Source organism: Colwellia sp. TT2012, from assembly GCF_001440345.1.
Classification (GTDB): domain Bacteria; phylum Pseudomonadota; class Gammaproteobacteria; order Enterobacterales; family Alteromonadaceae; genus Colwellia.
Map to the genome: position 1 here is coordinate 473821 of NZ_LJYX01000017.1, position 20910 is coordinate 494730.

Genomic DNA, 20910 nt, shown 5'->3' on the forward strand with positions numbered 1-20910 from the left:
TATGATTAGCCAACAAAATACCCATGGTAATGCTTTGGGTACAACGGCACTAAATTCAACCGCTAGTGTTGCACCCGATATCAGCACTATTTTGCCGACATTAGTTGCTGGCGTTGATCTTGAGCAAAAACAAAGCCATGACTTTTTTCAACAAGTACTGCAAGGCAAGGTAGCACCTGCGTTAATTGCCAGTGTCTTAACAGCGTTAAAAATAAAAGGTGAGACACCAGAAGAAATTGCTGGCGCAGCAATCGCTATCCGTGCAGCGGCTACTTCATTTCCTCAGAGAAACAGTGAAGAAGATATTATCGCCGATTGTGTTGGTACTGGCGGCGATGGTGCTAATACCATAAATATTTCTACCACGGCGGCGATTTTAGCGGCGGCTTGTGGTTTGAAAATGGCTAAACATGGCAACAGAAGTGTTTCCAGTATGTCTGGCTCTGCTGATTTACTGGAGGCTTTTGGCGTTAATTTATCCATGTCTCCTGCAACAGCCAAGCATTGTTTAGCACAAACCAACTTATGTTTTTTATATGCTCCCGCCTATCACTCTGGTTTTAAATATGCGGCGCCAGTGAGGAAAGCTATGGCTATTCGCACTATATTTAACATCTTAGGCCCGCTAGTGAATCCCGCTCATCCGAATATTATGCTACTGGGTGTGTATACCCCCGCGTTATTAATGCCCATGGCAAAAGCACTACAACTTACCGGCGTTAAACGCGCTTTTGTTGTTCATGGCAGCGGACTAGATGAAATTGCTTTGCATGGTAACACTCAAGTTGTTGAAATAAAAAATGATAAATTAATTGAACGTACTATTAAGCCACAAGACTTTGGCTTAAAAAATTACCCGCTTGCAGAGATCAAAGGTGGCACACCAAACGAGAATGCTAAAATCATTAAAGATATATTATCGGGTCAAGGACAGGCTGCCCACAATGCTGCAGTGATAATTAACTGTGCTGCGCTATTGTATTTACACAATAAGGCCGACTCACTCAGTCAAGCTGCGCAGCTTGCCAGTGAGGTACTGGCCTCGGGTAAAGGCTTAGCAACGTTATCAAGCCTAGTTAAGCTTTCAAATCAAGGTGTCAGCTCAAATTCAAAGGACAATGATACCTATACCGAAGCCGATACAGATCCTCAAATCAAAACTGACAAAAAGGCTGAAAAATAACATGAATAGCAGCTCGAACACTTCAGTAGAAAAAAATATTTTAGAAAAGATCGTCGACGATAAGCGTATTGAAATTGCCGCCCTAAAAAAGAGTAAGCCATTAGCCAGTTTCATTGACGAGTTAGTGCCGACGACTAAAGATATGTACGCGGCATTAACAAGAACCAAGGATAAGCCATATGCGGGTTTTATTCTTGAGTGTAAGAAAGCATCACCGTCTAAAGGACTTATCCGTGCCGACTTTGATGTTAAAGCTATTTGCCAAATTTATGATAAATACGCTGCGGCAATATCTGTGTTAACCGATGAAAAGTATTTTCAAGGTAACTTTGACTACCTACAAACGGTAACAAAATTGGTAAAATGCCCAGTACTGAATAAAGACTTCTTTGTTGATAGCTACCAAGTTTACCTAGCAAGATACTATGGCGCGGACGCTATATTATTAATGCTCAGTGTCTTATCCGATGATGAGTATCTTGAGTTATCAGCCGTTGCTGAGCAATATAACTTAGCCGTGTTAACGGAGATTTCTACCTATGATGAACGCGATAGAGCGATAAAGCTTAATGCAAAAATGATAGGTATCAACAACCGAAACTTACGTGATTTAAGTACCGATATAGCACGTACTTTCGATTTTGCCCCAAGCTTACCTGACGATAGGATCATTATTTCTGAGTCAGGTATATATAGTAATGCTCAAGTAAGGGAATTAGCGCCAGCGGTCGATGGATTTTTAGTGGGCAGTTCGTTAATGGACCCTAATAATAACCCCTATCAAGATATTGACTTAGCTTGTCGTAAACTTATTTACGGTAACAATAAAGTATGTGGTTTAACGGATGCTAAATATGCTAGCGCGGCCGCTGATTCCGGCGCACGCTTTGGCGGTCTTATTTTTGCAGAAAAATCACCCCGTTATGTAACTAAAGCGCAGGCTCAAAACATTATCAAAGCAATACCTAAGTTAGAGTATGTTGGTGTTTTTGTGAATAGCGAACGTGATGTCATTATTGATTTGGTCAAGACCTTACACTTAAGTGCGGTGCAACTTCATGGTAGTGAAGATGCTCATTATATTGATGCCCTAATTAGTGAACTGGCCGATAATGACTGTGACTTTTGTCAAGTCTGGCAAGCGAGTCCTGTAGCCGATAGCGTACCTTTACTTAATCAAAGTGTCAGTCATCATGTGCTCGATGGCCAAAGTCCAGGTAGCGGTGAAGCATTTAATTGGCAAGTATTAGCCTTAAGTGAGCAAGACTTATCAAAAAGCTTTTTAGCTGGTGGTTTAAATAATAACAATATTAGTCAGGCCCTTGAGCAATTAACCCAGGTAGATTTATTTGGCCTAGACCTCAACTCAGGTGTTGAAGATAGCCCTGGTATTAAATCAAGCGAGAAGCTAGTCCAGGTATTTTCACAAATTAGGAATTATTAACATGCAAAAAAATATGAAGAAATCCGAAAAATCATCCATTAAAGAAACCTTACCCGCCTATTTTGGTGAGTTTGGTGGTATGTATGTCGGTGAATTATTAGTTCCAGCCTTAGAACAATTAGAGCAAGCTTTTATTGAGTCTCAAACCGATGAAAGTTTTTTAACTGAGTTCAATAATTTATTAACAAAGTATGCTGGGCGTCCTACGCCATTAACGTGTTGTCGAAATATTGTAAAAAACCCACTTGCTAAGATTTATTTAAAACGTGAAGATCTATTACACGGCGGAGCCCATAAAACCAACCAAGTGTTAGGTCAAGCCCTACTCGCTAAACGTATGGGTAAAACCGAAATAATCGCAGAAACAGGCGCTGGACAACACGGTGTTGCTACCGCGATTGCCTGTGCACTCCTTGGTTTGAAATGTAGAGTATATATGGGCGCAGTGGATTGTGCGCGACAACAACCCAATGTTTTTCGTATGGAGTTAATGGGCGCAGAAGTTATTCCTGTCACTGCAGGCTCTGGCACCTTAAAAGATGCCGTAAATGAAGCGCTTAGAGATTGGTCGGCAAACTATGAAAACTCTCACTACTTATTAGGTACTGCCGCAGGTCCTCACCCCTTCCCGACCATAGTGAGGGAATTTCAAAAAATGATTGGTGAAGAAGCAAAAGCACAGTTTTATGAGGAAGAAGGTCGTTTACCTGATTATGTTATTGCCGCAGTTGGCGGCGGTTCAAATGCCATTGGCATGTTCCACGACTTTATCGAAGAAGAGGGAGTCAAACTTATTGGTGTTGAAGCCGGTGGTAAGGGTATTGAAACCGGTCAGCATGGTGCAACGCTTGTAGCCGGTACAAAGGGCATGTTGCATGGCAACTACACCTATATAATGCAAGATAAACATGGCCAAATAAAAGAGTCTTATTCGGTTTCTGCTGGCCTTGACTACCCTGCAGTAGGTCCACAGCATGCTTTTTTGAAAGATACGGGTCGAGCACAATATGTCGCTATCAATGATGATGAAGCCTTGGCGGCATTTCAAGCCTTAGCCAGGTGTGAAGGTATTATCCCTGCGCTTGAGTCAGCTCACGCCCTAGCGCAAGCATTGAAAATGGCAGAAGCCGCCACGACAGAAACTATTTATCTCGTTAACCTATCGGGACGTGGCGATAAAGATTTAGCGCATGTCCAGGCTATTATTGCACCTGATAAAGTATCATCAACGAATAAAGTTAAACATAGAGGAGAGGCATAATGTCAGACTCAAATTTCCAGCAAGCAGGTGCTCGTTACCAAACAGCGTTCGCTACCTTAAAAGAAAAAAATGAACGAGCTTTTATTCCTTTTGTCATGATCGGTGATCCTAATGCTGAGCAATCTTTTGCTATTATCAAAAGCTTAATTGATGCCGGAGCAGATGCGTTGGAATTAGGAATACCCTTCTCTGATCCAAGTGCTGACGGTATAACTATTCAAAGAGCGGCACTGCGCGCTTTAGGTGCGGGGATTAACACCGACATCTGCATTGATATATTAAAGCAAGTACGAGCATACGCCCCACAAATACCTATTGGTTTATTGCTTTACGGTAATTTAGTTTTTGCCCGTGGTATTGATAACTTTTATCGCGATATGAATGAAGCTGGCGTAGATTCTGTGTTAATCGCTGATGTACCTATTCGCGAGAGCGAGCCATTTCGAGCTGCGGCATTAAAACATGGTGTAGCCCCTATTTTTATCGCGCCACCGAACGCAAGCGATGAAACGTTACGGGCAGTGTCCTCATACTCACGGGGTTATACTTATGTCTTAAGTCGTGCGGGCGTAACCGGTGTAGACAGTACGGATAGCCCCAAAAACACTGTCACTAGCTCAGCTAATAAGTTAATTGAAAGCTTGCTAAAATACCATGCAGCCCCCCCTATCTTAGGTTTTGGCATTTCCACCCCTCAACAAGTTAAAGATGCCCTTAAAGCAGGCGCACTTGGTGCGATCAGCGGCTCAGCGGTAGTTAAAATAATTGAGAATAATTTAGCAGACAATAGCAAGATGTTGACGGAATTAAGCCATTTTGTTAGCGAGATGAAAGCGGCAACGAGATAACTAAGCTTTATATTAATATATATAAGTTATGCTATAAAAACTAAGCATTAGTCGCCACCATAAAAAGGGAGCAATACACTTGCTCCTTTTTTATTGCCCACTTTTGATTCCGTAAACTTTAAACTCTGAGTATTCGCCAAGATAAAAATACGATAACGATAGTTAGACCAATAAACAACAAGGCTAAAAGATGATACAGGCTTCGCTGCACTTTGTTTTTTATGCGGGAAAACATGCCTGTTGAAGCGGTATTTATACTTGGGATATTAGCAAAGAGAGAAAGCAGTATATTAAAAAGTAGTAACCATATGCAGCCAAAAAAACTTAATATAGCATAAGGACTATTTGGTTGCTGTTGTGAGGTTGTTTGCTGGAATTGGCTAAAAATGAGACCAATAAGGATTGCCGCCAATAGATAACTCAATTGACGAAAAGGTTGCAACTTGCTAGCAAGTTTTGCTAATAACTCTAACATGTTTTACCCCACCTAAAAGTTACTCGAACATTCATTAAGATAAAACTATTATCAAGGTGTTGGCTATCGATTGATAGTAGTTACCCCGAATAAACTATTGTAAAAAACGAGCATAAATTACCAACTACACATAAAAAATGCGACTCATAAAGTCGCATTTCTAAAACTAGCTTAATAAGGTGCGTCCTGCACACAAATTTAATGATCTCACTTCTTCCTTGAACAACTATCCCTAGCATATCCTTTATGAGTCCACTCATATCCATTTTGGTAACTGTTAAGCGCCCATTCAATCATCCTTAACTTGTGTCTTCCTGACAATCATCTCCTTAGTTAACATTCCTTGATGGTAGCCGTCCCTAACTACTCTATGCAAACCTTGGTAATCCAAAGCCACATCCTTGTTATATCATCCTTAATTAGCGTCTTCCTGACACCGTTTACTAAATTAACCGTCCTTAGCTAATCTCCCTGTTTATACCTCCATTTAAGCAGCCATCCATAACTACTGTCTTCTTGACCTTGGTAACCCTTACCAAGCCACATCCTTGTTATATCATCCTTAATTAGCGTCTTCTTGACACCGTTTACTAAATTAACCTTCCTTAGCTAATCTCCCTGTTTATACCTCCATCTAAGCAGCCATCCATAACTACTGTCTTCCTGACCTTGGTAATCCTAACCAAGCCACATCCTTGTTATATCATCCTTAATTAGCGTCTTCCTGACACCGTTTACTAAATTAACCGTCCTTAGCTAATCTCCCTGTTTATACCTCCATTTAAGCAGCCATCCATAACTACTGTCTTCCTGACCTTGGTAATCCTAACCAAGCCACATCCTTGTTCATATCATCCATAGTAGCATCCTGCTACTAGACCTCGTCCTTAAAGCCTCCTTGTTAAACCTTTTTATAAATAGCACCAAAGTATTATTTATAATTAAAGCATCCAGCTTTAGGCTCTCCCTATACGCTTACACAAGCATCCCTACTCATATCATCCTTGACTTGCATCCTATTGACTCAACTCAATCCGTAAGTTATGTTTACTGTCCTCAGTAAGTCCTTATGTCGCTGCAATTCCATTTTAGCAACATGCATCGTCCCTAATCACGTTACAAGTAACGCTGAAGCCCCCTGCTCCTTGTCTTCCTGACATGTTAAATAATACACCTAAATTTCATTTATCGATGCTTGTTAACAACTAAACTCAAAACACAAAAACATTACAACAAATAAATTGCAATATAAAAACACATAAAACAACAACTTAGACATATCTCTTTCTACAATCCAGCAGAAATTGCCAATATATCTCACAGTGCTGTAAGACATGTCTTACAAAAAAAATAGCACTTTGTCGGTGCTATTTTTTATTAGGGAAGTTACTTGAGAGAGATAAGGCCTAATATAGCCTTAAAATATGCCAATAAAGTGCAGCTATTCCACTTTACCTCGATAGTGAACCATTACCGCGCCACACACGTTTCCTACAGAGACCTCTTTAACCGTTTGGTAATCAACATGCTTAAAGAACTCTTTAAATTTTTCTGAGGTAGCATAAACGGCTACCCCTTCACTATCTGGGTGTTCATCCAAAACAGTATTGACGGCGGCCATTAAGTAATGACCAAAACCATGCTGCTGATGCAGAGGGTGAACTGCAATAAATGATAGGAAATGGAAAACCTTCAAAGGCACAGCAGCCAAGACGGTTTGTTCTTTTTGCATCATCTGCTTAGTACTAAAGTAACCGGCATTTAATAGCATCTTCAGACGCCAATGCCAAAAACGATCAGTTGCCAAGGTTTCATCTGGACTGTTAATACAGGCGACACCAACCATAGAATCCCCGAGATACAAACCAAGCATGGGTTGTTTTGCTTGCCAAAAAGCATTGAGTTCTTCTCTAATAGCACCACGAAGACGTTGCTCATAGTCTTCTTTATCGCTATTAAATATCTCTAAAAAAACGGGGTCATCATGATAAGCTTGATATAAAAGTGACGCTGCTAATTTCAATTCATGAGCACTCAAATAAGTCGCTCGAATATTAACGTCTTGGTTTAAATTGACATCAACACTATTTTCTACCGATACTGTTTCGCTCATTATATTCTCCTACTCTGACGGCAGATTATTTTTTAATCTAACAACTCACCATAGCAGCATAATTTCAAATAGGTCAAATAAATTCGTTTAACCTCCATGAAATCCATATAATTTAGATAAAAAAATACCCCGCTAAGCGAGGCATTTAAGCAATAGTCATAATAGATAATTAATTGGCTTTAATCTTTTTATTTTTCAAATAATCGCCACCATTACCGGTTTCTACTAACTTGCCATTAATAAATTGTAAGAAAGTACACTCATCTTTTGTTGTTAAACCATCTTTATGTTTACGTTGAGTACGGTAATATAAAACACGGACAGTGTCATCGCTATCAGTATAAGTCTCAGAAAAATCAGCGACCCCTAATTTTCCTTGCATATCCATAAATGAAGCACCCAATTGAACGTTAGCAATTTTTTTACGGTTGTTGTAGGCACGGTCTTCACTATCGCTGACAAAACCATGATCAATACCATCATCGTTTATTTTAATAACACAACCAGATAATGTCAGTGCTAGCGGTGCGGCAATAAGTAAAGCTAGTATTGATTTTTTCATATTTATATTCCCTAGAGGTAAAATGTAATTGTTATAATAATCCTGTATTCAGATAGCAAAAAACAAGCCAACAAGGTAAGGCTTTGAATTTATGCTATTTTTAAAAATATCATAATGAAATTAGAGACATTTTTAGTTATATTGGCTAAAATATAGTTAAATTAATTAAATCTTTTTAATCAGTAAGTAAAATGACAATTATCGATGAAATTTTAATCTGTGCAAATCAGCTTGCCAATGCAGGAAAAAAACCAACCGTTGCCTTAGTAAAAGCAAAGCTGAGCCAACGTACTCCGTTAGCCACATTAATCACCACTTTAAAAAATTGGCAACACCAAGCTGACTTCACAACACCCTTAAGTGATAAAAATCAGCAAGTTAAACAAGAAGAATTGACCCGTAACAGCTCAGATTTACTCGATACTCTTGTTGAAAATGGTACGTTCAAGGAAATAATTCAACAATCATTAACGCAAGATTTAACCGAGATAAAGAATGAATTGACCGAAGTAAAGAATGAATTGACCGAAGTAAAGTTACTCATCAAAACCTTAACTGAGCAATTAAGTCAAAAAAAGTAACTCTTTTAGCTTTTTATTCTAGTCTCAGTAACTAAACTCTTTGGCGTTAATTGACCAATAAAGCTGACTAATGAATCACTGATTTTTTTATGTGGTTTACAACCGACACGTTCCACCCAAACTTCACCATTAATATTATCGACAGAGATAATCATATCTTCTTCATCGGTAACAGCAAAGAACACGGTTTCAGCTTGCTTTAATCTTTGCTTCATTAAGATATGACCAATGATATTTTCTTGTAAACGGTCAAAGTCTTCCCTATTCCAAGCAAACAGCAGTGATAGCTGCCCTTCACTACACTCTGCTGTAATTTCGCCACTGAAAATAGTGGTGAAATAAGTCTTTATATCCGGATGTAGTTCAAGATCTAATGCCGACTCAACATTTTTAAAAGATAGTGCCTCGGTATTTTCATCCGTGACTAACTCAGTTTTCACCGCCACGGGTTGCCAATAATGGTGACTATCATCATGTGGACCTAATTCACAAGGTGATAACCATTGCTCATCATGCACTCTGGTAGGTAAATGTCCAAATTGCTTGATGTGTTGTTGGCTAAAGTCTTTACTAAAGGCTAAAAGTGATTGCGCTAAAGTTTTATTTGTAGATGTCATATAAAGAAAAGATCCTTTAAAATAGCAAGATACTAGCTCACTACTGAAAAATTTATGGCCAATTATCAAAATGCAACGGAACTTAGCAAGTTAACACTGGGTAAAAGTACAGAATATTGCAGCGAATATACCGCAGAATTGCTACAAGGAGTACCTCGAAGTTTAAATAGAGATGACTTAGCTCTAGATCCAAACAATTTACCCTTTATTGGCGAAGATGTTTGGTACGGCTATGAGCTTTCTTGGCTCAATGAAAAGGGCAAACCGGTAGTTGCAGTCGCTGAGTTTCGCTTTGCTTGTACCAGTGACAACCTTGTTGAGTCAAAGTCTTTTAAGCTGTATTTAAATAGCTTTAATCAAACACGCTTTGCCAGTATCAAAAACGTTGAGCAAATATTAATCAAAGACTTATCAAACATTGCCGGCTCGCCAGTAAAAGTAAGTTTATTTGGGGTCGACCACTGTCCCGCTTTAGCTATTGCAAAAAAAATAGATAATTGTATTTGTATCGATGATGCTGATATCAGCATAGATAACTATCAATATGATGCACAGTTACTAACTCAAGCACAAAAAAAAGATGACAGTGCTAAAATTGAGGAGCATTTAGTTAGTCATTTATTAAAATCTAATTGTTTAATTACCAATCAGCCTGATTGGGCAAGTATTTATATTCACTACCGCGGTCAAGCCATAGATCATGCAACACTATTAAAATATTTGATTTCCTTTCGCCAGCATAATGAGTTCCATGAGCAATGTATCGAAAGAATATACTGTGATCTGCAACAATTTTGTCAACTTGATGAACTCACCGTTTTCGCTCGCTACACTCGACGCGGAGGGTTAGACATCAACCCGTTTAGAAGTAGTCATACTGAGCAAGCCCCTTTTGCCAGAACCTTGCGTCAATAACCTAGCTTACTTTCTGCAATAAGTATTAAAGCGAAATGCTATTTCGCTTTAATGCTTAGTTTGTTTTACCAATACTTTTATATCTCCTACCATGTTGGCGCTGTAATAATTACCTTCGCCTCAAATGACCAGCTCCTAAAGTCGACTGTCAACACGAAACTCATGATGTTCGTTAATACCCGTTTCAATAGGTGAATCAACTAATTGGTCATAGTTACTGGCAATAAACTGATGACTATTATCACCTGACTCTAAGCCAGAAAAACTTCCTCACAATTTAGGTACAAAAAGCTGGATAGTATGTGCCAAACTTCGACTTGCCTCAGTGTACATAACCACGGCTGAACTATCTAAAAAGGCATGACTATCATCTATATGACGAGTTCTTTGCGCCAATTGACTGGCATACACTTGATAACTTAAGTGAATTTTTTATTTTTACTACCACTTACTTGCCAAGTATCTTTATCAATTTTACGCCAACTAAGCACATTACCCTGGCTATCCTTAGCGATAAAATCACGAATGCCATTCGCTCAGTTTAAAGTCTGATATCGTCCGGTGCGCCACGTAGGTAAATAAAAATTGACCTGATCTATATTACTTTTGTCAAATTGAAGTTCTACCTTAGCTAGGTGATGCTCGGCTTGCTCGAAGCTAAAATTAACTTTTACGCTCGTATGAGCAGATAGTAGTTGTGCAATAAATAAAGATATTGCTATTATTAATTTTATAATTAAACAAGCAAATAAGTTCTCTTATTATGGGTAGACAAGGTGGCTATTCTAACATCTAGCGATTTTAACAATGAATAAATACTCAATGCTGTAAAAAGTTAACATGGGGCAATGAAAGTTGTTTTTTACCTCAAGGTTGATAAATAACGTTATTGTGGTCAAAATTATCATATACTAACAAAAACGTAAGTGCCCTAAACGCGTTTAATGGCTAAACACTAAATAAAGTAAATCACTTAGCACTAGACATCACTCTACATTAGGATGAATCGGTTTTATGAATGACAGTTCTGTTGCCAAAAAGCAATTAGTAGCATTGAAACGAAAGCTTGATAGTGCAATTGAGTCACGTAATTCATTAGAAGAAGATGCTAATCTGCATTCAAGTCTGCTCATTCAATTCATTGCTAAATTATCCTTAGTTTCCAAAGGTATTGATCTTGAATTAGACAACCGCTTAGCTCAGTTAAGAATATTATTCAGTAAGTCAGCCCCCCTTAATGACATTGAAGCTAAAATTGTCGTTATTAGTAAATTATTACAGCAACATAGCATAACCAATGAAAAAAACATTACTCACATGCATGACCAGTTTAATCAAGCAGGTGAAAATTTACAAAAAATCAATGGTTTACCTGGCGATTTACGCAGAGATCTGCGCGCATTATTAGCCAAAACAAAAGAAAATAAAGACGCCTTAATCCAATATATTCCTTTACTAAGTCAATTATTAGCTTTTTATGATCACGCTCTGAAAGCCAAAAATGCGCCAGCTAAACAAGGTATTTTACCGTCATCTAAGCTAACTTCACCCGTAAGTCAGCCCCAAAATGGCAACAACTTAGCACTTTTTGATAGCAGTATTCTTGAAAAAATATCAGTGTCACTTAGTACTTTGCCCTTATCGAAAGATCACAGCCATGAGTTATTAGCGATTAATAAAAAGCTAATGAGGGATAAGTTTAGTGATGAAGCTCTTCTTCACCTCATCGACATATTTGATGTCATCGTGGCCGGCTTTAAAGATGAACAAAATAGTGCTAAGAATTTTTTAACCCGTCTGAGTGCGACGCTAACAACGGTGCAAAGTGCCGTAAAAGAAACTATTGTTACGCAAAAAAAATCTCAAAAAACCAACGAAAAAATCAACCAGAAGTTACAAAGCCAACTGATTGATATGACAGATACAGTCGAAAAAGCATTCTCACTAAATCAAGTAAAAGAAGATATAAATGAAAAACTGCAGTTTATCGCCAGCACCTTGGAGCAAAAATCAAAATTTGAACAACAAAGTCACCAAGAACTCGCTGATAAACTCGCTGATATGTCTGCCAAGGTAGATCGACTAGAACAACAAAGCCGAGTGTTTGAAAATAAAATAATCGACCAGCAAAGAAAAAGTATGCAAGATGCGCTAACAAAACTGGCAAACCGAGCTGCCTTTGATGATTATTTTGCTAAAGCTATGGTACGCTTTCACCATAAACCGTTCCCCCTAGCACTAGTGGTACTGGACATTGATGATTTTAAACAAATTAATGACACTTATGGTCATGCGGCAGGCGATAAAACGTTACAAGTCATTGCCAACACCATAGTAAAAAACGTCAGTAAAGGTGTTTTTGTTGGCCGCTATGGTGGTGAAGAGTTTGTCTTAATTTACTCCCAAGCCCAAGAGACGGCCTTAACTCTTGAGCTGGATGCGCTGAATAAATACATAGCTCGCCTACCCTTTAAGTTTAAAAGTAATAAGGTTAGCATTACCCTTTCAATTGGCGCAACCCATATAAAAGCTGATGATAACATCCACATAGCTTTCGAACGTGCTGACCAAGCAATGTATAAAGCAAAAAAACAAGGCAAAAACCAAGTTATCTACGTTAAGTAGCCAGCTAAAATAGCGACTTTAGTGCCGCTTTCAACACCACATAAAAATAGCGATATTTTTATCAGAATAATGACTGATAAAAAATCAGCATAAAAGGAGTGAGTTATGCATACTCAAATTAACCCTGTTGGTAATATGAACTTGCTATCACAAACCGAAGTAGATCAGCTGCAAAAATCGGTTAGTAGCACCTTGTACACACTTTATCGAAATTGTTCTCTCGCCGTACTTAACGCCGGTTCAAACACTGATGATGCTGAAGAAATATATCAAAAATACCTGACCTTTGAAATACAGGTATTAAGGCGAGAACGCGGGGTAAAAATTGATTTAAAAAATCCTCCCATGCATGCCTTTGTCGATGACAAAATTATCCGAGGCATCAGAGAACACCTTTCGGCCGTATTACGCGATATCCTTTTCCTTCATAGCCGTTATAGAATTATGCCTAGCTCGTCAGAAGCGATTACCGATGCAACTTTCGATATCCTAAGAAATGCCAATGTTATCTTACCTGAAACTGAGCCTAAGTTAGTTACTTGCTGGGGTGGTCACTCCATCAAACACAATGAATATAAATATACCAAAGATGTCGGTTACCAACTGGGTTTACGCGGCTTCAATATTTGTACAGGTTGTGGTCCCGGGGCAATGAAAGGCCCGATGAAAGGCGCAACAATAGGACACGCAAAGCAACGCAACAAAGATGGCCGCTATATCGGTTTAACCGAACCAAGTATTATTGCCGCTGAGCCGCCCAACCCAATAGTGAATGAATTGGTTATCATGCCTGATATTGAAAAGCGTTTAGAAGCCTTTGTCCGCATGTCACATGGGATTATTATTTTTCCTGGCGGCGCGGGGACTGCCGAAGAATTGTTGTATATTTTAGGTATTATGCTCAATGAAGCAAATTCTGAGCAACAATTACCGATTATTCTGACCGGTCCGGCCAGCGCCATTGAGTACTTTCATGAAATAGATGCTTTTATTGGTGCCACCTTAGGTGAAAAAGCACAATCGTTATACCAAATAGTGGTGGACGATGCCGCTAAAGTTGCTCAAGTAATGAAAAGTGGCCTAAAGAAGGTACTTGCCCACAGAAAAAAAACGGGTGATGCCTTTCATTTTAATTGGTCACTGATGATAGCCGAAGACTTTCAACATCCCTTTGAGCCAACTCATGAGAATATGGCAAATCTAACGATTAGCCATAAACTCTCTACTGCTGAGTTAGCGGCTAACCTACGTCGCATTTTTTCTGGCATAGTTGCCGGTAACGTTAAGTCAGGCGGCATCAAAGCAATTCGAGAATTTGGCCCTTTCGAAATATCTGGGGATAAAAAGATAATGGCCTTAATGGATAAACTACTGGCCTCTTTTGTCAGTCAACAGCGGATGAAATTACCTGGCAGTAAATATATTCCATGTTATAAAGTTATTGAGGCTTAACATTGTCCGCTCACTTAATACTCATTGATGCGCTAAATTTAATTCGCCGTGTGTACGCTGTACAAGAGCGCCCCTTTATGCAAAAAAAACAGCAGCACGGCGATAAGTTATCGGCTAGCACACAAGAACAAGTCTTATTTAACACTCAAAAAAACTGTGTAAATGCGGTGATAAAAATCATCAAGCAGCTTGACCCAACACACGCACTAGCCGTTTTTGATAGTCAACAACCCGGTTGGCGCTACCAGATTTTTGAAGGTTATAAAAAAGGCCGTAAAAAAATGCCTGAACACCTCGCGCAAAAACTAACAGCGATACAAGATGCATTTATGGAGCAAGGAGTTGATTCACTCGCCTCTGTAGAAGATGAAGCAGATGATCTTATTGCTACTTTAGCGGTAAAAATGGCTTTGCACGGGCAAAAGGTTACTATCATTTCAACAGATAAAGGTTTTCTGCCTCTACTTAGTCCTAACATTCATCTTTATGATTACTTTAATCGCCGTTATTTGGATGAAGAATATGTCCAAAACAAGTTTAATATTAAGTCTTCGCAACTGATAGATTTTTGGACGTTAACAGGCGACAATACCAATAAAATTGCGGGGGTAAGTGGCATTGGTCAAGTTAATGCGGCGAAAATACTGAATCAATATGGTACCTTAAAGGCCATAGTTAACGCCACAGACCTAAAGGCGTCGCTAAAAGAAAAATTACTACAAAGCGATGAGCAAATGGCTTTAGCTAGAAAACTGTTAACGTTAAAAAAAGATATCCCTCTTGGCTTTAATTTAAAAGACATCCGCCTAACAACACCTTCATCATCTCCCAAAATTAATGATGATATAATAGCCATTAATAGTGATAGCAACTCATTATAACAAGATAAATAACTATGAATAAAAAAATAATTGGTAGGATATTACTTGCACTAACCGTTTATGGCATCTTTGTCGCCCTAGTTGTCACCTTTTATGATGACAGCCCAGATCAAATGAAATGGAAAGACAGAGAAGCCTATAATCGCCAATTTATTGCTAAGATAAAATTAGAACAATTTACTTTTGAGCAAGCATTAAGTCAGTTAGGTAGCCCAGACATTACTGAAGCCAGAACGGTTGATGAGGTAAACTATCAAGTTATGTTTTACCGTACTCAGCATGTAAAATCTGATGGCATAACCACACAAGATGAATGCTCCTTCTTGCTTTTTGTCAACGGCACACTCAAAGAAATTGGTTTAGGTAATAATTACCCTGAGCAATGGGGCATTATTAAAAACCACCTTAACATAAGAAAAAATCTAGCCACTATAGACTAAAGTCAGATTGAACCTGACTTAGTAAACCTCTACTATTCCTTGTTACCTTGCTAGTTTCCAAAAAAAACTGGCTTTTTGTAGGTAATAATGAAAACTTTCAAGCTCGCATACATAGCATTACCATGATATAAAATAGCCAATAAAGCGCTGAGCTGACCACATTAGTCACTCAGCTTTACATGAGTAAGTATTCCTCCGCTAGCGTTACACAATTAATTTAATGTATGTCGTTGTTAATTAAAGTATATGACGCATTACTCTACAGTATTCATTCAAAATAGGATGACAAGGTGAACTAAATGACTAAAAAAACCATCACGGTAATTCCTGGCGACGGTATCGGTCCAAGCATTATCGATGCCACGATTAAAGTATTAGATAAAGCAGGCTGTGATTTTGAATATGAATTCGCAGATGCTGGTTTAACCGCCTTAGAGAAACATGGTGAGTTAATACCAGAAGAAACAATTGCGCTGATTGAAAAAAATAAAATTACCTTAAAAGGGCCATTGACTACCCCAGTTGGTGAAGGTTTTACCTCAATCAATGTCACCTTGCGTAAACAATTTAAATTATACGCAAACCTACGTCCAGTATTATCATTTAAGGGCACGAAGGCACGTTATGAAAACATTGATATTATAACCGTGCGTGAAAATACCGAAGGCATGTATTCAGGTGTCGGCCAAGTCATCTCAGATGACGGTACTAAAGCCCAAGCAATGAGTATAGTTACTCGTGATGGTTCTGAAAAAATAGTAACCTTTGCTTATGAAACCGCACGTAAAGAAGGTCGTAAAAAGGTAACTGTTGTTCATAAAGCCAATATTTTAAAGTCAACCTCAGGCTTATTTCTAAAAGTTGCCCGAGAAGTTGCTCTGCGTTACCCAGAAATCGAGTCAACTGAGATGATTGTTGATAACTGTTGTATGCAATTAGTGATGAACCCTGAGCAGTTTGATGTCATAGTCACAACGAACCTCTTTGGTGATATTATATCTGATTTATGTGCGGGTTTAGTTGGCGGTCTTGGTATGGCGCCAGGTGCTAATATTGGTGAAGATTGTGCCATTTTTGAAGCAGTGCATGGTAGTGCTCCAGATATTGCGGGCAAAAACTTAGCGAACCCAACGTCGATGATGTTAGCGGCTATTCAAATGCTAGAGTATTTAGAGATGAGTGACGAAGCAGAAAAAATCAGAGCGGCCATTACCGATGTGATTGCCTCGGCTGATAGAACAACCGGCGATTTAGGCGGAAGTCATGGCACTACCGACTTTACCCAAGCGGTACTTGAGAGGCTATAACGCTTAGCGTCTTAAGCGTAACTGTCTAGACAAAAAGCTATCAAGTTAATGAATAAACTGGATAGCTTTTTTATTTGCTAGCTTGTTAAAAAACAACGCTAGCGATTACTCTTTTTCTTTAAGCGGCGCTGGAGAAAGTAAACGTGCATGGACAGTGATTTCTTCACGATCATAATACAGGTGCTTGGCATAAAGTTCATATTTGACATTATGTTCGTCAAAGGCATCTTTAATTGCTTGTAAATCATTAGTAACTTGTTGATAACGGCCCTTCATTGGCAATTTCAAGTTAAACATCGCCTCTTTGCAATACCCCTTAAGTAACCATTCACTCATTAGTTTAGCTACTCGTTGCGGCTTCTCTATCATGTCACACACCATCCAATGGACATTGTGCTTCATTGGTATGTATTTAAAGCCATCCATCATCTTATGTTTGACTTGTCCTGTCGCCATTAAAGACTCTGCCATGGCACCATTGTCGATGGCAGTAACCATCATACCACGGCGCACTAATTGATAAGTCCACCCACCTGGGGCTGAGCCTAAATCGACAGCATGCATACCTGAAGTTAACCGTACATCCCACTCATCACGAGGAATAAAGTATAAAAAGGCTTCATCAAGTTTCAAGGTAGAACGACTTGGTGATGCACTAGGAAACTTTAATCTAGGAATGCCCATCACATGTGGTGAGCTATTACGGGCTAATGAAAAACCTAAAATGACTTCCTGCCCAGTAAGAAATAGCGCATGTAAAATAGCACCATCGGGATCATCGGCTGAATTATTACTTTTCTGAGTAAGTATTTTCTTTTTACGTAAAGCTTGGCGCAAAGGCACGGACAGCTTGCGACAAAATTTACTTAACTCCTTGCCATCATTATCATCCGCCATTTCCATACGTAAATCGCTATATTGCCATTCAGTGCCCAAGGCCTCAATGATTGCTTCAACACGATTATAATCAGGCAAGGCGAGTGTATCAGTGACTGTGACAAACCATTGACGGGCAAAAATAAGTCGCTTAAGCGGCAGCTTATTCATTAATTCTTCGCCATGTTTACTTTCTTGTAGGTGAAAAAAAACAATGCCTTTATTTTTCTTTAGCTCTAAATAGCCATACATTTCATTCCAAGCAGCTTTTTCTTGGATTTCTGCACCACACTCTTTTTCAAAGCCTGGACGACAAAATAATACGATGGAAGTCATATGTTGTTTTTACCTTGTATATCTAACGACCTTTTAAAACGCTATATTCGTCAGAGTATTAACAGTACAAATACTGTAGTTAAAAATTATTTTTACCTTCAAATGCTAATAATAACCAAGCTAGCGCAAAGGCAATACCACCAAAAGGGGTTAACTTACCGATAACAGCAAGTTCAAAAAATGATTTAATATAGATTACGCCACAAAAGCACAAAATCCCTATGACAAACGCAATACAAGCACTAAGAAGCACTTTAGATGATTTAGCTGTTTTCAACCAAACCAAGGTCGAAAATAACGCAAGTGTATGAAAAAATTGATATTGTAATGCTGTTGCTAAGCTAGATTGAACCTTTACTGGTAATGCTTGACCGCCATGAGCCAGCCAAGCGCCGAATAGTACAGAAAAACAGCCACTGATACCAACAAAAATCATCATAGTTTTCAGTAAAACCGTGGTGCTCTTAGATTTAACTTGCTGCTTGTTCATATTAGTACTGTTCATAATCTTGCCTTATGCTCAACTTTGTTAGCGACTATTAACTGGTCAATAAAGTCGACAATTTCCTTAACAGCGCGCTGCATATGTCCTTGATAAGTAAAACCTGACTTAACTCTTGGCTTTAAACTGTGATCGCCATCAGGTAAAAACACACAGGTACAGTGCTCAGGCAGCTGGTAGCTGATAATTTCTTCTTTCGTGCCTAAAGCATCACGCTCACCTTGTACGATTAAAATTGTTTTACTGGCAGTAAATAAAGGTTCAAGGCGCAGTTTTTCTGGTTTTTTAGCTGGATGAAACGGGTAGCCTAAACAAAAGACAGCAGATATTTCACTGAGTAAATTAGCATTTAATACCTCAGGTTCAGCTACTAAGCTCGCCGCAACGCGTGACCCCATAGATTTTCCGCCAATAAATAAGGGCAGCGCCTTACTTTTTTGCTGTGCAAGCACATGCTCAATAACGGCTTGATAGCAAACCAACAGCTTGGGCATTCTATCTGGGGGGTACTTTATCCCTGTTAGTGCCCTTTTATCCATAAAGGGGAAATTAAAACGTACAACATTAATAGCCGCGTTATTAAGTAACCGTACTATTTCAGCCATAAACTCATGAGACATATCTGCACCCGCGCCATGAGCAAATATAACTTGCGCCCTAGCACATTCGACCGTGTCAAAAATCATATTAATATCATTGCCATCGGCGCTGGTGATTACTTGTTGCTTTACCTGTATCTCGGCCATTAATTTATTTGTCCATCGGTGATTAGCTCTTGCTCTGCTTCGACCATATCTAACATCCACTTTCTAAAGGCCGCGATTTTACCAATGTCTTGCTGATTTTCACGACATACGATGAAATAGGCGTTTTTACTCACTAATACATCGTTAAAGGGACAGACTAAACGTCCCGAATCAATATCCGGCTTAGCTAAAACACTGTAAGCCAAAGCAACCCCTTGACCGTGTAAAGCGGCTTGTAAAACCATAGCAGAATGACTAAAAATAGGTCCATGATTGAGATTAGCCCCTTTAACACCAACTTGTTTAAACCAGCGTTTCCAGTCCCGGCGAGAGGTATCATGGAGTAAATTATGCTTTGATAAGTCGTCTAATGATAAAAGAGCCGGTTTACCATTGGCAGCATGCTCTTGCATTAATAAGGGAGAGCAAACGGGGATAAGGTATTCGGTATGCAATTTATCAGCATGGATATTGGGCCAACGTCCACGTCCATAATATATAGCAACATCGACATCTTCTGTCAGTGAATTCTCTGCTTGATCTACGGCTTTAATCCTAACATCAATATCTTCATGTAAGGCATTAAAAGTAGTTAACCGAGGAACTAACCATTGGATGGCAAAGCTCGCCTGTGAACTGACTGTTATCGACCCTTTCGCTCCACGAGCTAACAAACGTTCGGTCGCTTCATGTAGTGAGGTAAAAATATCTTTTATATCTAAATAATACGACTGACCTTCCTCCGATAGTAATAAAGCACGGTTTTTTCGCATAAACAATTTAATACCTAAGTACTCTTCTAATGATTTAATTTGATGGCTTATTGCCGCTTGCGTGACAAAAAGCTCTTCTGCTGCTCGCGTAAAACTGAGCTGCCTTGCCGATGCTTCAAATGCTCGCAAAGCTTTTAATGGGGGGAGTATATTAGCCAAAAGTCACCTACAAATTTTAAATATTATTTATTATATATGCACTATAACACTGCATAAAAATCTACCAATCAAGCATAACAATTATTCATTAGTTTTTCTAATGAATAACATTAATTTAAGTCGTTTTATTTCCTTTAAAAACTTGTGTATTATTCACACCGTAGATGAAGGACATCATCTCAACGTTTTATAAAACTCAGGTATAGCGTGTGATCCCAACCCACACGCTTTATTTTGAAGAGTAAAACCAGCGCGAGAAAAGGTCCTAATATATCTATAGGAAATAAAAATTTATTATTAGGTTATATACAGGACAAACAACATGAAACTAAGCATTAAAAAAACTAACTTACTTGCCGTATTATTCGCCACCACTTTATTGAGTACTGCAGCCACTGCTGCCTTACCCAAAACGGTGCTAATTAAAGCTGAGCCAGTGAATCAAACTCAACTGACTAGTGCTGCACATAACAGCCTAAAGTTTTTGTTAACACCCGTTGAAATCAGCTATACTCTACAGTCAACAGAGTCAGGCTTTGCCAAACAAAAGCACATAGCTAATCAAAATAAGTCAGTTACTTTAACTAAAACAAGCTTAATTGCTGATTAAGTAGATTAATTGCAGTGAAATTAAATTTATGATTACCTTAGAGCTATTACCGAGGTTCAATAACAAATTAAATTTAGCCTGCATCTTAACATAGTTAAAAATTCTCGCACATTGAGTAAAGTAGGATCTTAGTTATCAAGATCGAAAATAAAAAAAGGTGTCCTAGGACACCTTTTAAATTGCTTAAAATTTATTCATTTTACT

The 20910-nt window shown here is 38.7% G+C and carries 20 protein-coding genes and 1 pseudogene; 12 read left to right on the plus strand and 9 right to left on the minus strand.

Annotated features, from left to right (window positions below):
- Window position 1 precedes the first annotated feature (1 nt).
- The 4 genes from trpD to trpA are packed head-to-tail and all read left to right on the plus strand — an operon-like array spanning window position 2 to window position 4736.
- Entirely contained in the window at window positions 2-1183 is a 1182-nt protein-coding gene (trpD, locus tag ASU03_RS11750; protein WP_082627260.1) for an anthranilate phosphoribosyltransferase, read from the plus strand.
- A gap of 1 nt (window position 1184) precedes the next feature.
- Window positions 1185-2627, plus strand: a complete 1443-nt coding sequence (gene trpCF / locus ASU03_RS11755) for a bifunctional indole-3-glycerol-phosphate synthase TrpC/phosphoribosylanthranilate isomerase TrpF (RefSeq protein WP_057831985.1) — start codon at window positions 1185-1187, stop codon at window positions 2625-2627.
- A 1-nt stretch (window position 2628) separates the two neighbouring features.
- Window positions 2629-3888: a tryptophan synthase subunit beta gene (trpB, locus tag ASU03_RS11760; RefSeq protein WP_082627261.1), complete on the plus strand. Its 1260-nt coding sequence runs from the start codon at window positions 2629-2631 to the stop codon at window positions 3886-3888.
- A complete protein-coding gene (gene trpA, locus ASU03_RS11765) occupies window positions 3888-4736 on the plus strand; it encodes a tryptophan synthase subunit alpha (protein ID WP_057831986.1) in 849 nt (282 codons plus the stop codon). The genes trpB and trpA overlap by 1 nt, the downstream gene beginning before the upstream one ends.
- A 118-nt stretch (window positions 4737-4854) precedes the next feature.
- Here trpA and ASU03_RS11770 read toward each other — a convergent pair whose 3' ends face one another.
- The 3 genes from ASU03_RS11770 to ASU03_RS11780 all read right to left on the minus strand — a co-directional run bounded on the left by ASU03_RS11770 (window position 4855) and on the right by ASU03_RS11780 (window position 7886).
- The gene (locus ASU03_RS11770; protein WP_057831987.1) at window positions 4855-5211 is read right to left on the minus strand and encodes a hypothetical protein; all 357 of its coding nucleotides are present in this window, start codon (window positions 5209-5211) and stop codon (window positions 4855-4857) included.
- A gap of 1441 nt (window positions 5212-6652) precedes the next feature.
- On the minus strand, window positions 6653-7324 hold the full coding sequence (locus ASU03_RS11775) for a GNAT family N-acetyltransferase (protein ID WP_057831988.1): 672 nt from the start codon (window positions 7322-7324) through the stop codon (window positions 6653-6655).
- 169 nt (window positions 7325-7493) lie between these two features.
- Window positions 7494-7886: a DUF3192 domain-containing protein gene (locus ASU03_RS11780; protein WP_057831989.1), complete on the minus strand. Its 393-nt coding sequence runs from the start codon at window positions 7884-7886 to the stop codon at window positions 7494-7496.
- 191 nt (window positions 7887-8077) lie between these two features.
- On the opposite strand from ASU03_RS11780, the gene ASU03_RS11785 reads away from it, so the two are divergent.
- Complete coding sequence (locus ASU03_RS11785) at window positions 8078-8467, plus strand: hypothetical protein (RefSeq protein ID WP_057831990.1); 390 nt, start codon at window positions 8078-8080, stop codon at window positions 8465-8467.
- A 5-nt stretch (window positions 8468-8472) separates the two neighbouring features.
- Here the strand turns inward: ASU03_RS11785 and syd are convergent, their stop codons facing one another.
- Window positions 8473-9084, minus strand: coding sequence for a SecY-interacting protein (syd, locus tag ASU03_RS11790; protein ID WP_057831991.1), 612 nt, complete (start codon window positions 9082-9084; stop codon window positions 8473-8475).
- 54 nt (window positions 9085-9138) lie between these two features.
- Between syd and queF the strand changes: the two genes are divergently transcribed.
- Window positions 9139-9999, plus strand: a complete 861-nt coding sequence (gene queF / locus ASU03_RS11795; protein WP_057831992.1) for an NADPH-dependent 7-cyano-7-deazaguanine reductase QueF — start codon at window positions 9139-9141, stop codon at window positions 9997-9999.
- 135 nt (window positions 10000-10134) lie between these two features.
- Here queF and ASU03_RS21935 read toward each other — a convergent pair.
- Window positions 10135-10736: pseudogene (locus tag ASU03_RS21935) on the minus strand (M61 family metallopeptidase).
- Window positions 10737-11013: 277 nt separating this feature from the next.
- Between ASU03_RS21935 and ASU03_RS11800 the strand changes: the two are divergent.
- The 5 genes from ASU03_RS11800 to ASU03_RS11820 all read left to right on the plus strand — a co-directional run bounded on the left by ASU03_RS11800 (window position 11014) and on the right by ASU03_RS11820 (window position 16704).
- Window positions 11014-12624: a GGDEF domain-containing protein gene (locus tag ASU03_RS11800; protein ID WP_057831993.1), complete on the plus strand. Its 1611-nt coding sequence runs from the start codon at window positions 11014-11016 to the stop codon at window positions 12622-12624.
- A 105-nt stretch (window positions 12625-12729) separates the two neighbouring features.
- Window positions 12730-14076 carry a nucleotide 5'-monophosphate nucleosidase PpnN gene (gene ppnN / locus ASU03_RS11805; protein ID WP_057831994.1) on the plus strand — a complete coding sequence of 449 codons (1347 nt, stop codon included), beginning with the start codon at window positions 12730-12732 and terminating at the stop codon, window positions 14074-14076.
- 2 nt (window positions 14077-14078) lie between these two features.
- Window positions 14079-14957: a flap endonuclease Xni gene (gene xni, locus ASU03_RS11810; protein ID WP_057831995.1), complete on the plus strand. Its 879-nt coding sequence runs from the start codon at window positions 14079-14081 to the stop codon at window positions 14955-14957.
- Between the two features lie 14 nt (window positions 14958-14971).
- On the plus strand, window positions 14972-15397 hold the full coding sequence (locus ASU03_RS11815) for a DUF3192 domain-containing protein (protein ID WP_057831996.1): 426 nt from the start codon (window positions 14972-14974) through the stop codon (window positions 15395-15397).
- 299 nt (window positions 15398-15696) lie between these two features.
- Window positions 15697-16704, plus strand: a complete 1008-nt coding sequence (locus tag ASU03_RS11820) for an isocitrate dehydrogenase (RefSeq protein WP_057831997.1) — start codon at window positions 15697-15699, stop codon at window positions 16702-16704.
- 105 nt (window positions 16705-16809) lie between these two features.
- Here the strand turns inward: ASU03_RS11820 and rlmM are convergent, their stop codons facing one another.
- The 4 genes from rlmM to ASU03_RS11840 form a co-directional block, all read right to left on the minus strand.
- Window positions 16810-17916, minus strand: coding sequence for a 23S rRNA (cytidine(2498)-2'-O)-methyltransferase RlmM (gene rlmM / locus ASU03_RS11825; protein ID WP_057831998.1), 1107 nt, complete (start codon window positions 17914-17916; stop codon window positions 16810-16812).
- 79 nt (window positions 17917-17995) lie between these two features.
- Entirely contained in the window at window positions 17996-18421 is a 426-nt protein-coding gene (locus ASU03_RS11830; RefSeq protein WP_057831999.1) for a DUF423 domain-containing protein, read from the minus strand.
- Complete coding sequence (locus ASU03_RS11835; RefSeq protein WP_197411246.1) at window positions 18418-19164, minus strand: alpha/beta family hydrolase; 747 nt, start codon at window positions 19162-19164, stop codon at window positions 18418-18420. The genes ASU03_RS11830 and ASU03_RS11835 overlap by 4 nt, the downstream gene beginning before the upstream one ends.
- Window positions 19164-20096 carry a transcriptional regulator GcvA gene (locus ASU03_RS11840; RefSeq protein ID WP_057181551.1) on the minus strand — a complete coding sequence of 311 codons (933 nt, stop codon included), beginning with the start codon at window positions 20094-20096 and terminating at the stop codon, window positions 19164-19166. Before ASU03_RS11840 ends, ASU03_RS11835 begins: the two co-directional genes overlap by 1 nt.
- 322 nt (window positions 20097-20418) lie before the next feature.
- Between ASU03_RS11840 and ASU03_RS11845 the strand changes: the two genes are divergently transcribed.
- On the plus strand, window positions 20419-20706 hold the full coding sequence (locus ASU03_RS11845; RefSeq protein WP_057832000.1) for a hypothetical protein: 288 nt from the start codon (window positions 20419-20421) through the stop codon (window positions 20704-20706).
- Window positions 20707-20910: the final 204 nt, after the last annotated feature.

Bases quoted from the DNA above. Each gene is read 5' to 3' on its own strand.
- ASU03_RS11800 (WP_057831993.1), top strand. From the start codon at position 11,014: ATGAATGACAGTTCTGTTGCCAAAAAGCAATTAGTAGCATTGAAACGA.
- ASU03_RS11775 (WP_057831988.1), bottom strand. From the start codon at position 7,324: ATGAGCGAAACAGTATCGGTAGAAAATAGTGTTGATGTCAATTTAAAC.
- queF (WP_057831992.1), top strand. From the start codon at position 9,139: ATGGCCAATTATCAAAATGCAACGGAACTTAGCAAGTTAACACTGGGT.
- ASU03_RS11815 (WP_057831996.1), top strand. From the start codon at position 14,972: ATGAATAAAAAAATAATTGGTAGGATATTACTTGCACTAACCGTTTAT.
- trpB (WP_082627261.1), top strand. From the start codon at position 2,629: ATGCAAAAAAATATGAAGAAATCCGAAAAATCATCCATTAAAGAAACC.
- syd (WP_057831991.1), bottom strand. From the start codon at position 9,084: ATGACATCTACAAATAAAACTTTAGCGCAATCACTTTTAGCCTTTAGT.
- ASU03_RS11845 (WP_057832000.1), top strand. From the start codon at position 20,419: ATGAAACTAAGCATTAAAAAAACTAACTTACTTGCCGTATTATTCGCC.
- ASU03_RS11770 (WP_057831987.1), bottom strand. From the start codon at position 5,211: ATGTTAGAGTTATTAGCAAAACTTGCTAGCAAGTTGCAACCTTTTCGT.
- ASU03_RS11820 (WP_057831997.1), top strand. From the start codon at position 15,697: ATGACTAAAAAAACCATCACGGTAATTCCTGGCGACGGTATCGGTCCA.
- rlmM (WP_057831998.1), bottom strand. From the start codon at position 17,916: ATGACTTCCATCGTATTATTTTGTCGTCCAGGCTTTGAAAAAGAGTGT.
- ASU03_RS11785 (WP_057831990.1), top strand. From the start codon at position 8,078: ATGACAATTATCGATGAAATTTTAATCTGTGCAAATCAGCTTGCCAAT.
- trpCF (WP_057831985.1), top strand. From the start codon at position 1,185: ATGAATAGCAGCTCGAACACTTCAGTAGAAAAAAATATTTTAGAAAAG.
- trpD (WP_082627260.1), top strand. From the start codon at position 2: ATGATTAGCCAACAAAATACCCATGGTAATGCTTTGGGTACAACGGCA.
- ASU03_RS11780 (WP_057831989.1), bottom strand. From the start codon at position 7,886: ATGAAAAAATCAATACTAGCTTTACTTATTGCCGCACCGCTAGCACTG.
- trpA (WP_057831986.1), top strand. From the start codon at position 3,888: ATGTCAGACTCAAATTTCCAGCAAGCAGGTGCTCGTTACCAAACAGCG.
- ppnN (WP_057831994.1), top strand. From the start codon at position 12,730: ATGCATACTCAAATTAACCCTGTTGGTAATATGAACTTGCTATCACAA.
- ASU03_RS11830 (WP_057831999.1), bottom strand. From the start codon at position 18,421: ATGAACAGTACTAATATGAACAAGCAGCAAGTTAAATCTAAGAGCACC.
- ASU03_RS11835 (WP_197411246.1), bottom strand. From the start codon at position 19,164: ATGGCCGAGATACAGGTAAAGCAACAAGTAATCACCAGCGCCGATGGC.